Source organism: Pseudomonas sp. H3(2019), from assembly GCF_007713465.1.
In the GTDB taxonomy this organism is placed as follows: domain Bacteria; phylum Pseudomonadota; class Gammaproteobacteria; order Pseudomonadales; family Pseudomonadaceae; genus Aquipseudomonas.
Map to the genome: position 1 here is coordinate 253,027 of NZ_VMSG01000003.1, position 12,045 is coordinate 265,071.

Here is a 12,045-nt window from a genome sequence, read left to right on the forward strand (position 1 = left end):
GGGGGCGGATTGTCGCAGATTTTACGACCGCTGCGCGGCCGATCGCGAGCAGGCTCGCTCCCACACTGGATCTATTGCGACCACAAAACCGGGGGGCACCACTGCCAACTGTGGGAGCGAGCCTGCTCGCGATCGATTGCGTAGCAATCGCTGAGTACTATTCGTTATCCAGCCCCTTGCGCCGATACGGGAACACATCAATCACCTTGCCGGCGCGTATCGCCTCTTGCAGGCCTTTCCAGTAATCGGCGTTGTACAGCTCGCCATGCAGTTGATCGAACAACTGTCGCTGCGCGGAGTCGGCGAACAGGAACGGTGGAAACTCCTCAGGGAACACATCCAGCGGCCCGATCGAATACCACGGCTCGGAGGCCATTTCGTCTTCCGGCGTGCGCGGTTGCGGGATGTGGCGGAAGTTGGCTTCGGTGAGAAAACAGATCTCGTCGTAGTCATAAAACACCACCCGCCCATGTCGGGTGACGCCAAAGTTTTTCAGCAGCATGTCGCCGGGAAAGATATTCGCTGCCGCCAGTTGCTTGATCGCCAAACCATAATCTTCCAGCGCTTCGCGCACCTGAGCGTCGTTGGCGTTTTCCAGGTAGAGGTTCAACGGCGTCATGCGCCGCTCGGTCCAGCAGTGACGGATCAACACGCTGTCGCCTTCCACTTCGACCGTTGAAGCGGCCACATCCAGCAGCTCGGCCAGGCACGCCGGATCAAACTTGCTCAACGGAAAACGGAAGTCGGCGAACTCCTGGGTATCGGCCATGCGCCCGACCCGGTCGACGCTTTTCACCAAACGGTATTTCTCGATCACCGTGGCGCGGTCGACGTTTTTCGACGGCGAGAAACGGTCCTTGATGATTTTGAACACGGTGTTGAACCCCGGCAGGGTAAACACGCTCATGACCATGCCGCGCACGCCCGGGGCCATGATGAACTGGTCGTCGGTGTTGGCCAGGTGATTGATCAGCGCCCGGTAGAACTCCGACTTGCCGTGTTTGTAGAAACCGATCGAGGTGTACAGCTCGGCGATGTGCTTGCCCGGCAGGATGCGTTTGAGAAAACCGATGAACTCCGCCGGCACCGGCACATCGACCATGAAGTACGAGCGAGTGAACGAGAAGATGATCGACACGTCTGCTTCATCGGTGATCAACGCGTCGATCTGAATCCCCCGGCCTTCGCGGTGCAGAAACGGAATCACCAGCGGCCACTGCTCGTCCGTGGTGTGGATGCGTCCCACCAGATAAGCGCCCTTGTTGCGGTAGAGCACCGAGGAAAACAGCTCGACGCTCAACTCCGGGTCTTTGCAGACCCAGTCGGGCAGGTTCTCGCGCAGTTGCGCTTCGAGCCGGCGCAGGTCGCGGTCGAGGTCAGCGTAGTCTTCGCTGAAGCGGTAATCGGCAAAAATGCTCGCGAGCATGTTCGACAACTGGCCTTGCGGTTTATAGATCTGCGTCTGCGCGGCCCGCGGCCGGCGCAGGCTGGGCCGGGTGGTGTGGATGAACATGCAGCCATCGCTGATCAGGTCGTGACTGAACAACCCGCAGAAAATCGAGTTGTACCAGGTCTCGGACAGTTCATCGTCGAAACGCAGGTCGATCAGGCTGATGTAGGCGCTTTTGACCAACGGCCAGCAGCCGACATCCATCAGCACCTCAGCTTCGAAGGCGGCATGCAGGCGCCCCACCACTTCGCTGACCTTGGCTTCGTAGAGGTTGATCCGCGCCGCCGACGCGATCTGCGTTTCCTGCCACTGCGCTCGTTCGAAGCGCGCCCGGGCGCCGTCAGTGATCTGGCGGAAATGCTCGCGGTAATCGTCGAAGCCGTCGAGGATCATCTGGGCGATTTCGGCGGCGGGCCATGGCTGCGGCATATGAAGACCTCTGCGGGATGATTCTTATCGTTGGAGGCTGAGCTTAGAGGCCAATTGTTACGCAACGCAACCATTGCCATGGACGGCTCCGACGGTGACACTTGCGCCCTGATAAATGAAGGAACGAGCCGTGAACCCCGTCGATATTCTGCGTATGTTGTCACTTGCTGCCATTTGGGGGGCGAGCTTTCTGTTCATGCGCATCATCGCCCCAGTGATTGGCACAATCCCCACTGCTTTTTTCCGCGTATCGATCGCCGCCACCGGGTTGCTGGTGATTCTGGCGCTGATGCGGATCAGTTGGGATTTCCGTGGCAAGTTCAAAACCGTGCTGTTGCTCGGGATGATCAACTCCGGTCTTCCAGCGACCCTGTACTCGGTGGCCGCTCAAGTGCTGCCGGCCGGCTACTCGGCGATTTTCAACGCCACCACCCCACTGATGGGCGTATTGATCGGCGGCCTGTTCTTCAGCGAAAAACTCACCCTCTCGAAGATTGCCGGGGTGGCCCTCGGCTTGTTTGGCGTCGCCATCCTGACCCGCGCCGGTCCCGTGGCCTTCGACATGGAACTGCTGATCGGCGCACTGGCCTGCCTGCTGGCGACCACCTGCTACGGTTTCGCCGGGTTCCTGGCGCGACGCTGGCTTGACCATCAAGGCGGCCTCGACAGCCGTCTCTCGGCACTGGGCAGCATGCTCGGCGCAACGCTGTTTGTGTTGCCGTTGTTCGGCTACAGCGTCATCACTGAGCCGCCGGTTAGCTGGGGTGGCTGGAACGTCTGGTTGTCGTTGCTGGGCTTGGGCCTGGGCTGCACGGCGTTCGCCTACATCCTGTATTTCCGCCTGCTCAGCTCGATCGGCCCGGTCAAGTCGATGACCGTGACCTTCATGATCCCGCCGTTCGGCGTGTTGTGGGGCGCGTTGTTTCTCGATGAACCACTGTCGATGGCGCATCTGTATGGCGGGATGTTGATTGCAGGGGCGTTGTGGCTGGTGTTGAAGCCTGCGGCAGTCCCGAAGGCTTCAATGGTCAGCGATTAACGGCTTTTACGAAACACAAACACCAGGCCGACGATGATCAAGAGCATGCCGAGCATGCTCAACATCGCCAGTCTGTTGCCGAAAATCAGGTAGTCCATCACCGCCGTCACCGCCGGCACCAAGTAGAACAAACTGGTGACATTCACCAGATTGCCTCGGGCGATCAGGCGATACAGCAGCAAGGTCGCCAGCAGCGATACCACCAGGCCCATCCACAACACGGGCACGATGAAACCCGTGCTGTGCTCGAAGTGGAATGGCTGGAACGGCACGAAAATTCCGCACAGCAACAGCCCCGCCAGGTATTGCACCGGCAGTGTGCCGAGGGGATTTTCGGTGATGCGCTTCTGCATGATCGAGCCTGCGGTCATGCTGACCAGCGCCAGCAAACCAAAGAGCATCCCGGCCAGCGACATGCCGGCCAGGCCGATGCCCTGATAGACCACCATGATCAACCCCGTCAGCCCCAGCATCAGGCCGAACATCCGACTCCAGGAACGCTGACGTTCAATCAGCACCACGGTGAGGATTGGTTGAACCCCCATGATCGTGGCCATGACCCCGGGCGTGACCTTCAGGTCCAGCGCCAGCAGATAGAAAATCTGATAGGCGCCCAGCAATATCAGACCGGTTGCGGCGGCATACAGCATCGGTTTGCCGCGCCGGGGCAATTTGAGCTTGAACAGCGGGATCAACAGCACCAGTCCACAGAGGGCAATGGCAAAGCGGATCAACAGAAAGGCAAAGGGTGAGGCGTGAGCCAGTCCCCATTTGGAGAAAATCGCCCCGCTACTCCAGAGCAGAACGAACAGGCTCGTAGACGCCGCCGCGAGTGCGGATTTTTTTGAAATGAGCAACATGAAAACCACCTGTCATCAGGCAAAAAGCCAACTCAGCCGAAGCTGAAATTCAGTCGTTGTGTTCAGGCGGGCACAGGGAACAGCAGAAACTGCCGATCAGCCCGAGAAGCCAACACCTGGCGGTGAAACCACCGCGCACACTGGCGTGCGACTGACAGGAGGGGGGTAATGACTGATCTGCGCAGGCTGCATGTTCCCGCACGGCACGACACCAGCGTTGACCGCTGAATCGACTACCGCGTTGATGAGGGATGCAGGCATGGGCTGATCTTTTTCGAGGGAGAAATCGCCGGGTTGGAAACGCAGCGAGCGCTGACTATAACCAGCGCTCGACACAGAATGCAATGACTTGACCAAAACGCCAGTAACGACAGGCAATGAAGCCCTGCCTACTCTTGAGATCAATAGAAACGCCCGCTATCGGGGGACACGGAATTCAAGAGATCAAATGCCAAGGGAACGGACTCATATTCGGTATCAGCTGTACAGATCAAAGGCTAGAAAATTCGCTAGCACCATCACCACTCAATTGCACGCTCAGGGGCTGATTGACGGCACAGAAGCTGATTTGTCTCGTATCCGTTTCGAAGCAATCGATGTTAAAGCACTGACGGATTACAGCTTTTGGGGGGATGACTCACACTTTTCATGGGACGAGATTGTCAATTGGAAAACAAAGGAACCCATGTCTTTCGACCTTTCCATCTGGTCCGACCTCGAGTTGTGCGGGCTATGCTTCGCCAATCCAAACCAGAGCCGGCTTCGAGTCAAAATTGTTCGGCTGGAGGGGAAACCTGGCAAAACCCACCCTCTGAAAAACCGTATTGCCCCGCTGGCCCTGATCGCTGTCGAGCATTACGCCCGGATCATTGGCAGTCGATTTATCGAAATTCAGGAACCGACCCGGGGAGCACTCCCCATCTATAAACAGCTCGGTTTCGAATTCGATGCTAAAGGCCGACTTGTGATGGCCTTAGAGAGCGACTAGCATCGTGAAATCTGTTCAATGACTGATCAAGACAGGAGGCTCCATGAGAGCTCTCGTTGAAAAAAGTACCGCCGGGCACGGATCGTCGAAGGCGAAAAAAAAACGCTCTGCTGAGCTTTCTGCCAATCAGCTGCGCTTTATCAAAGCCGCCCTGGCCGGAACCCAGACAGAAGAACCAAGCCTCCTTGCTGGGCGCCCATAGCATTCGCCGGATCAAAAAAAACCGCTTACAAGGAGCGGTTTTTTATTAAAGAGACTTCAGCCAAACAACCAGTAACCCAGCGCCGTCAGCACTACAACCGCCAATACTGGCCGCAGGACGCGGTACAGCTTCGGATTACGGCGCTTCCACTTTTTGACCACTCCGCTGAATTTGTCGCTCGAGTTCTTGCTCCAGGCGTAGACCTTGTTGATCCCGCCGACGCGCTCGTCATCGAGGTTTTGCGGGGCCGTGGCACGGCCCAGCAGACCACTGACACAACGGTTGATACGCGTCATCAAGCGGTTACTCAGCGGGCGTTCGATGTCACAGAACAGAATGACCCGGGTCGTTTCGGTTTCGTTCTTGACCCAGTGCACGTAGGTTTCATCGAACATTACGTCTTCACCGTCACGCCAGGCGTAAACCTGACCGTCGACAAAAATGCGGCAGTCGTCGGAGTTCGGTGTCGACAAGCCCAAGTGATAACGCAGGGAACCGGCAAACGGATCGCGGTGCGGGTTGAGGTGACTGCCGCCCGGCAACAAGGCAAACATCGCGCCTTTGACGTTAGGGATGCGACTGACCAGTTCGACGGTTTTCGGGCACAGAGCCTCGGCCGACGGCAGTGGCTTGTCATACCACTTGAGGTAGAAACGCTTCCAGCCCTTCTTGAAGAACGAGCCGAAACCGGCGTCGTTGTTCTTCTCGGCGGCGCGAATGTAGCCCTCGTCGAACAGGTGCATGGCCTCGTCACGAATGACTTCCCAGTTTTCCTTGAGCACATCCAGTTCCGGGAACTTGCTGCGGTCCAGATACGGTTTGGACGGCACTCCCGAGAACAGGTACATCAAGGCGTTATAAGGAGCGAACAGCGCCGAGTGGTTGACGAACTGACGCAAGACCGGCAAACGCGCCTTGCCGCGCAAATGCACGTAGAGCGTGCTGCCGATGAACAGCAGCAACAGCGACGCCTTTGCGGCAAAGGAAAAGGTCATGGGGTAACTCCTTGAAAAAAGGTCTCTCTGCGCATTGTCATTTACCCGACATGGCAGCCGGCCATGATAAACACTACCGGCCTTGGGAAAAACCCACATAACTGAACAATCAGTGTTAAAGGTTGCGCAATAAAGCACTTATTAACATAAGGCACCTGAACCTTGACTGATCAGGATCAAAGGATCGCAGGCTTCGCCAGCTCCTACATTGGGTAGGTCATTCGGCATAGGAGCTGGCGCAGCCTGCGATCTTTTGAGCGTTACTGCTGCAGCTCTTGTTCGGTGAACAAATCGCTGAACAACATGCTCGACAGGTAACGCTCGCCGGAGTCCGGCAGGATCACCACGATGGTCTTGCCCTGCATTTCCGGGGTTTCGGCCAGACGCACGGCAACTGCCATGGCCGCACCGCAGGAAATCCCGGAGAGAATCCCCTCCTCCTGCATCAGGCGCAGGGCCATGGCCTTGGATTCTTCATCGCTGACCAGCTCGACCCGGTCAACTATCGACAGATCGAGGTTTTTCGGAACAAAACCCGCGCCGATGCCCTGGATTTTGTGCGGACTTGGCTTGATTTCCTCACCGGCCATGGCCTGGGTAATCACCGGCGAGACCAGCGGTTCCACCGCCACCGAGAGAATCGGCTTGCCCTGGGTGTTCTTGATATAGCGCGAAACACCGGTGATAGTCCCACCGGTGCCGACACCTGCAACCAGCACATCAATGGCTCCGTCGGTGTCATTCCAGATTTCCGGACCGGTGGTTTTTTCGTGGATCGCCGGGTTGGCCGGGTTCTCGAACTGCTGCGGCATGTAGTAGCGGGCCGGATCACTGGCCAGAATCTCGGTAGCCTTTGCAATGGCACCGTTCATACCTTTGGCCGGCTCGGTCAGTACCAGTTCGGCGCCCAGGGCCTTGAGCACCTTGCGCCGTTCGATGCTCATCGACGCCGGCATGGTCAGCACCAGTTTGTAGCCGCGAGCCGCCGCGACGAACGCCAGGCCGATGCCGGTGTTGCCCGAGGTCGGTTCGATAATGGTCATGCCTGGCTTGAGTTTGCCGCTGCTTTCGGCATCCCAGATCATGTTCGCGCCGATCCGGCATTTGACTGAATAGCCCGGATTGCGTCCTTCAATCTTCGCCAGAATGGTCACGCCGCGAGGCGCAATACGGTTGATCTGAACCAATGGCGTATTGCCGATGGAGTGCGCGTTATCAGCAAAAATGCGGCTCATGGCTGGGTCCTTATGCAGCGTTGGAGAAGCCTTCAAGGGTATGCCTCGCACCCTTGGGCGTCCAGTCGCGGAACGGACGATACTCACACGTTGCCGACCGTCAAGCTGACCAAGTCATCATGTGACGCTCCATTCAGAGACTGAATACGCCGTCTGCGTTCACAGTCGACCGGGCCCCGCGTTATAGTCGGGCATGACTTTTATTTCGCCCGCCCTGCCCGGCGCAGATCGGCGTTACCGTTCGAGGAATTACCGATGAAGTTCGAAGGCACCAGCGCATACGTCGCCACCGATGACCTGAAGCTGGCGGTCAACGCCGCCATCACCCTGGAGCGGCCCTTGCTGGTCAAGGGCGAACCCGGCACCGGCAAGACCATGCTCGCCGAGCAACTGGCCGAATCCTTCGGTGCACGCCTGATCACCTGGCACATCAAGTCCACCACCAAGGCTCACCAGGGCCTGTACGAGTACGACGCGGTCAGCCGCCTGCGTGACTCGCAGTTGGGTGTGGACAAGGTCCATGACATCCGCAACTACCTGAAAAAGGGCAAGCTGTGGGAGGCCTTCGAGTCCGAAGAGCGGGTGATTCTGCTGATCGATGAAATCGACAAGGCCGACATCGAGTTCCCGAACGACCTGCTGCAAGAACTCGACAAGATGGAGTTCTACGTTTACGAGATCGACGAGACCATCAAGGCCAAGCAGCGTCCGATCATCATCATTACCTCCAACAACGAGAAAGAGCTGCCGGACGCCTTCCTGCGCCGTTGCTTCTTCCACTACATCGCCTTCCCGGACCGCGTCACCCTGCAAAAAATCGTCGACGTGCATTACCCGGACATCAAGAAAGACCTGGTCAGCGAAGCGCTGGACGTGTTCTTCGATGTGCGCAAGGTCCCGGGTTTGAAGAAGAAGCCATCGACGTCCGAACTGGTCGACTGGCTGAAATTGCTGATGGCCGACAACATCGGCGAAGCGGTACTGCGTGAACGCGATCCGACCAAGGCCATTCCGCCACTGGCCGGCGCTCTGGTGAAAAACGAACAGGACGTGCAGTTGCTTGAGCGTCTGGCGTTCATGAGCCGTCGCGGCACCCGCTGATACTCTTCTTACAAGATCAAGGGCGAAAGCCATGCTGCTCAACCTGTTCAATGAAATGCGTGCAGCCAAGGTGCCGGTCTCGGTGCGTGAGCTGCTGGACCTGATCAACGCGCTGAAACAGCGCGTGACCTTCGCCGACATGGACGAATTTTATTACTTGTCGCGGGCGATTCTGGTGAAGGACGAACGGCATTTCGACAAGTTCGACCGGGCGTTCGGGGCCTACTTCAATGGCCTGGAAAAACTCGACGATCACCTTCAGGCGCTGATTCCCGAAGACTGGTTGCGCAAGGAATTCGAGCGCTCGCTGACTGATGAGGAACGCGCGCAGATCCAGTCCCTCGGTGGCCTCGACAAGCTGATCGAAGAGTTCAAGAAGCGTCTCGAAGAACAGAAAGAGCGCCATGCCGGCGGCAACAAGTGGATCGGCACCGGTGGCACCAGCCCGTTCGGTTCCGGCGGTTTCAACCCGGAAGGGATTCGGGTCGGCGATGCCGGAAAGCGTCAGGGCAAAGCGGTCAAGGTCTGGGATCAGCGCGAGTACAAGAACCTCGACGATCAAGTCGAGCTAGGCACGCGCAACATCAAGGTGGCCCTGCGGCGACTGCGCAAATTCGCCCGCCAGGGTGCGGCAGATGAGCTGGACATCGACGGCACCATCGACCACACCGCCCGCGACGCGGGACTATTGAATATTCAGATGCGCCCGGAACGCCGCAACAACATCAAGCTGTTGCTGCTGTTCGACATCGGCGGCTCGATGGACGCCCATGTGAAGATCTGCGAGGAGCTGTTTTCGGCCTGCAAGACCGAGTTCAAGCACCTGGAGTACTTCTACTTCCACAACTTCATTTATGAATCGGTGTGGAAGAACAACATGCGCCGTGGCTCGGAACGCACGGCCACCATGGACCTGCTGCACAAGTATGGTGCCGACTACAAAGTGATCTTCGTCGGCGATGCCGCGATGGCGCCTTACGAAATCACCCAGGCCGGCGGCAGCGTCGAACACTGGAACGAAGAAGCCGGTTACGTGTGGATGCAGCGCTTCATGGAGAAGTACAAGAAGCTCATCTGGATCAACCCGTACCCGAAAGACACCTGGGGCTACACCTCTTCGACCAAGATCGTGCGCGATCTGATCGAAGACCAGATGTTCCCGCTGACCTTGCGCGGGCTGGAAGAAGGGATGCGGTTTTTGTCCAAATAACCCTTACTCCTGAAAAGCGGACGCAGAGCGTCCATGGCGGCATTCCCACGCAGAGCGTGGGAACGATCGGTATCAAGCAAACCTGCGCAAATACTCGACCTGCTGCCGATGCGCCGTTTCCTGCACCATCGGCGCCAACCGGATCTGCTGCCCCGGCAAACACTGCGCCAGTCGTGCCAACGCCAACGGCGTCAATGCGCCTAACCGTGGATAACCGCCAATAGTCTGCCGATCATTGAGCAGCACGATCGGCTGACCGTCCGGAGGCACCTGAACTGCGCCCAGCGGGATGCCTTCGGAGATCATCGGTTTGCCTTGATACTGCAACGCCGTCCCCAGCAAACGGATACCCATGCGATCAGCACGACTGTCGAGGGTCCAGACACGGTTGAAGGCATCGAACAGGCTTTGTCCGCTGAACTCGCCGTGTTGCGCACCGAGCACCAGATCCAGCGGCTGATTCAGCCTGAAGTCTGGTCGCTGCATACGCGGTACCTCCCGCAGAGCCTGCGCCGGCCCGGAATAACCCAATTCGGCACCGCGTGCCAGGGGCCGGCCAAAACCGTCCAGACCACCGAGTTCTTCGCGCACCACCGTCGCACAACTGCCCAACACCCGGGGCGCGTTGAAACCACCGGGCGCTGCCAAATAGGCGCGGGCACCGTGCACCGGTTGGGTAATTTGCAAACGCTGGCCTTTCTTCAGCTGGAAACTGCGCCACGGCGCCAGCGGCTGGCCGTCGAGCAGTGCACCGAGGTCCGCCCCCGCCAGCGCCAGACAACAATCGTCTTGCGCCTCCAGGGTCAAACCGCCGAGGGTGACTTCAATCACCGCGGCCTCCAGCGAGTTACCGAGCAGCCAGTTGGCCCAGGACATCGACAGCCAATCCGCCGCACCGCCCTGGGTCACGCCCAGATGCCGCACACCAAACCGGCCGGCATCCTGCAGCAAGCACAACGGCGTGCTGGCTTCGATCGTCAAACGGCTCATGCCAGCACCTCCAGCGGCGTATCGTCGCCGCCCAGATTGACGAACTCGGCATGACTGACCGCGGCAAAACGCACCGTATCGCCCGGTTGCATCAGGCTGTAGCCCTCACGCTCGCGATCAAACAGTTTGGTGGGGGTGCGGCCGATCAGGTTCCAGCCACCCGGTGAAACCACCGGATACGCCGCGGTCTGCCGCTCGGCAATCCCCACGCTGCCGGCCGCCACGCGCTTGCGCGGGGTATTCAAACGGGGCGCGGCCAGCACTTCTTCAACCAGTCCCATGAAGGCAAACCCCGGCGCAAACCCCAACGCGAACACTTGATACTCGCGCTCGCTGTGGCGACGAATCACCTCCTCTACGGCCAGCCCGCTGCGCTGCGAAAGCAAGCTCAGCTCAGGTCCGACACTGAGGTCATACCAGACCGGCAGCACATGACATTGACCACTGGCCCGGGCGTTGGGGGTCAGATCGGTCAAGGCTTCGGCGATCAGTTCCCGCGCCTGGACCGGACTCAAAGCGAGTAGATCGTAATGCACCATCAGGGTTGTATAAGACGGCACCAGATCGATCAAATGCCCGGCGAACCCTGCACGCAATCGCTCGCTGGCGGCGAGCATCCACGGCATGTTGGCTTCGGCGATTTCATCGAACAACCGCACCATCAGGCAATCGATGGCCACCACTTCAACCCGTGGTTTCATGGCGCGCTCTGCTGATTCAACGCTTGACGGATTCGCTGCACAGCCGCCACCGAACTGGCGTTATCGCCATGTACGCACAGGGTGTTGGCCTGCAAATGCAAGGCGCTGCCGTCGCTGGCGACAAGGTTGTCACCGCGAGCGATGGTCAGCGCCTGTTGAATGATTGTCTCGGGATCGTGATGCACCGCACCCGGCAACTGCCGCGAAACCAGGTGCCCGGCGCTGTCATAAGCACGATCGGCGAACGCTTCAAACCACAGCGTCACACCGTACTCCTCGCCCATCAGCTGAGCCGCGCTGTTGTCACGAGTCGCCATCAGCATCAACGGCAATTGGGGGTCATACGCTGCGACGGCCTGAATCACCGCCCGCAGTTGCGCCGGGTTAGCCATCATGTCGTTGTACATCGCACCATGGGGTTTGACGTAGCTGACGCGAGCGCCCTGCGCCCGGCAAATACCGTCCAGCGCGCCGATCTGGTAGTGCAGCAGATCCTGAAGTTCCTGCGCGGTGTAAGCCATGGAACGGCGGCCAAACCCCACCAGATCCTGATAGGCCGGATGCGCGCCAATCTGCACGCCATGGCTCAGCGCCAGGCTGACGGTCTTGCGCATGATGCTCGGGTCGCCGGCATGGAACCCGCAGGCAATGTTGGCGCAATCAATGTACGGCATCACTTCGGCATCCAGCCCCATGGTCCAGTGACCAAAGCTTTCGCCGATATCGCAGTTCAATAGCAGGCGGCTCACGGTGGACGCTCCTATAGGCTGTTGTTGTTTTAGCTGCGGGGGAGTTCTATCTGTCCCGCAGATTATCAGTTTGGTGGAACGCTATGCACAGAAGGT

The 12,045-nt window shown here is 58.7% G+C and carries 13 protein-coding genes; 5 read left to right on the top strand and 8 right to left on the bottom strand.

What is annotated here, in order from left to right:
- Positions 1 to 157: 157 nt before the first annotated feature.
- Positions 158 to 1,879, bottom strand: a complete 1,722-nt coding sequence (gene aceK / locus FPT12_RS05265) for a bifunctional isocitrate dehydrogenase kinase/phosphatase (protein WP_145014958.1) — start codon at positions 1,877 to 1,879, stop codon at positions 158 to 160.
- Between the two features lie 130 nt (positions 1,880 to 2,009).
- Between aceK and FPT12_RS05270 the strand changes: the two genes are divergently transcribed.
- Entirely contained in the window at positions 2,010 to 2,918 is a 909-nt protein-coding gene (locus tag FPT12_RS05270) for a DMT family transporter (protein ID WP_145014959.1), read from the top strand.
- Here FPT12_RS05270 and FPT12_RS05275 read toward each other — a convergent pair.
- The gene (locus FPT12_RS05275; RefSeq protein WP_145014960.1) at positions 2,915 to 3,778 is read right to left on the bottom strand and encodes a DMT family transporter; all 864 of its coding nucleotides are present in this window, start codon (positions 3,776 to 3,778) and stop codon (positions 2,915 to 2,917) included. The genes FPT12_RS05270 and FPT12_RS05275 overlap by 4 nt on opposite strands.
- Positions 3,779 to 3,874: 96 nt before the next feature.
- Complete coding sequence (locus FPT12_RS27605; RefSeq protein ID WP_178098613.1) at positions 3,875 to 4,039, bottom strand: hypothetical protein; 165 nt, start codon at positions 4,037 to 4,039, stop codon at positions 3,875 to 3,877.
- 88 nt (positions 4,040 to 4,127) lie between these two features.
- Here FPT12_RS27605 and FPT12_RS05280 point away from each other — a divergent pair, with 88 nt between their 5' ends.
- Positions 4,128 to 4,766: a hypothetical protein gene (locus FPT12_RS05280; RefSeq protein WP_306108832.1), complete on the top strand. Its 639-nt coding sequence runs from the start codon at positions 4,128 to 4,130 to the stop codon at positions 4,764 to 4,766.
- Between the two features lie 43 nt (positions 4,767 to 4,809).
- On the top strand, positions 4,810 to 4,968 hold the full coding sequence (locus tag FPT12_RS27610) for a hypothetical protein (RefSeq protein WP_178098615.1): 159 nt from the start codon (positions 4,810 to 4,812) through the stop codon (positions 4,966 to 4,968).
- 56 nt (positions 4,969 to 5,024) lie between these two features.
- Here the strand turns inward: FPT12_RS27610 and FPT12_RS05285 are convergent, their stop codons facing one another.
- Together FPT12_RS05285 and cysK are read right to left on the bottom strand one after the other, a co-directional pair.
- Positions 5,025 to 5,963 (bottom strand): aspartyl/asparaginyl beta-hydroxylase domain-containing protein, encoded by a 939-nt coding sequence (locus FPT12_RS05285; protein ID WP_145014961.1) that lies wholly within the window; start codon positions 5,961 to 5,963, stop codon positions 5,025 to 5,027.
- Positions 5,964 to 6,223: 260 nt separating this feature from the next.
- Positions 6,224 to 7,198, bottom strand: a complete 975-nt coding sequence (cysK, locus tag FPT12_RS05290) for a cysteine synthase A (RefSeq protein WP_145014962.1) — start codon at positions 7,196 to 7,198, stop codon at positions 6,224 to 6,226.
- Positions 7,199 to 7,453: 255 nt separating this feature from the next.
- Here cysK and FPT12_RS05295 point away from each other — a divergent pair, with 255 nt between their 5' ends.
- Entirely contained in the window at positions 7,454 to 8,299 is an 846-nt protein-coding gene (locus FPT12_RS05295) for a MoxR family ATPase (protein WP_123427952.1), read from the top strand.
- 31 nt (positions 8,300 to 8,330) lie between these two features.
- A complete protein-coding gene (locus FPT12_RS05300; RefSeq protein ID WP_145014963.1) occupies positions 8,331 to 9,509 on the top strand; it encodes a VWA domain-containing protein in 1,179 nt (392 codons plus the stop codon).
- A gap of 72 nt (positions 9,510 to 9,581) precedes the next feature.
- Here the strand turns inward: FPT12_RS05300 and FPT12_RS05305 are convergent, their stop codons facing one another.
- The 3 genes from FPT12_RS05305 to FPT12_RS05315 are packed head-to-tail and all read right to left on the bottom strand — an operon-like array spanning position 9,582 to position 11,949.
- A complete protein-coding gene (locus FPT12_RS05305; protein ID WP_145014964.1) occupies positions 9,582 to 10,499 on the bottom strand; it encodes a biotin-dependent carboxyltransferase family protein in 918 nt (305 codons plus the stop codon).
- Positions 10,496 to 11,200: an allophanate hydrolase subunit 1 gene (locus FPT12_RS05310; RefSeq protein ID WP_145014965.1), complete on the bottom strand. Its 705-nt coding sequence runs from the start codon at positions 11,198 to 11,200 to the stop codon at positions 10,496 to 10,498. Before FPT12_RS05310 ends, FPT12_RS05305 begins: the two co-directional genes overlap by 4 nt.
- On the bottom strand, positions 11,197 to 11,949 hold the full coding sequence (locus FPT12_RS05315; RefSeq protein ID WP_145014966.1) for a 5-oxoprolinase subunit PxpA: 753 nt from the start codon (positions 11,947 to 11,949) through the stop codon (positions 11,197 to 11,199). Before FPT12_RS05315 ends, FPT12_RS05310 begins: the two co-directional genes overlap by 4 nt.
- Positions 11,950 to 12,045 lie beyond the last annotated feature (96 nt).

Excerpts from the sequence above, each read along its gene's own strand:
- FPT12_RS05275 (WP_145014960.1), bottom strand. The coding sequence starts at position 3,778 with ATGTTGCTCATTTCAAAAAAATCCGCACTCGCGGCGGCGTCTACGAGC.
- FPT12_RS05295 (WP_123427952.1), top strand. The coding sequence starts at position 7,454 with ATGAAGTTCGAAGGCACCAGCGCATACGTCGCCACCGATGACCTGAAG.
- FPT12_RS05310 (WP_145014965.1), bottom strand. The coding sequence starts at position 11,200 with ATGAAACCACGGGTTGAAGTGGTGGCCATCGATTGCCTGATGGTGCGG.
- cysK (WP_145014962.1), bottom strand. The coding sequence starts at position 7,198 with ATGAGCCGCATTTTTGCTGATAACGCGCACTCCATCGGCAATACGCCA.
- FPT12_RS05300 (WP_145014963.1), top strand. The coding sequence starts at position 8,331 with ATGCTGCTCAACCTGTTCAATGAAATGCGTGCAGCCAAGGTGCCGGTC.
- aceK (WP_145014958.1), bottom strand. The coding sequence starts at position 1,879 with ATGCCGCAGCCATGGCCCGCCGCCGAAATCGCCCAGATGATCCTCGAC.
- FPT12_RS05305 (WP_145014964.1), bottom strand. The coding sequence starts at position 10,499 with ATGAGCCGTTTGACGATCGAAGCCAGCACGCCGTTGTGCTTGCTGCAG.
- FPT12_RS05285 (WP_145014961.1), bottom strand. The coding sequence starts at position 5,963 with ATGACCTTTTCCTTTGCCGCAAAGGCGTCGCTGTTGCTGCTGTTCATC.
- FPT12_RS27610 (WP_178098615.1), top strand. The coding sequence starts at position 4,810 with ATGAGAGCTCTCGTTGAAAAAAGTACCGCCGGGCACGGATCGTCGAAG.
- FPT12_RS27605 (WP_178098613.1), bottom strand. The coding sequence starts at position 4,039 with ATGCCTGCATCCCTCATCAACGCGGTAGTCGATTCAGCGGTCAACGCT.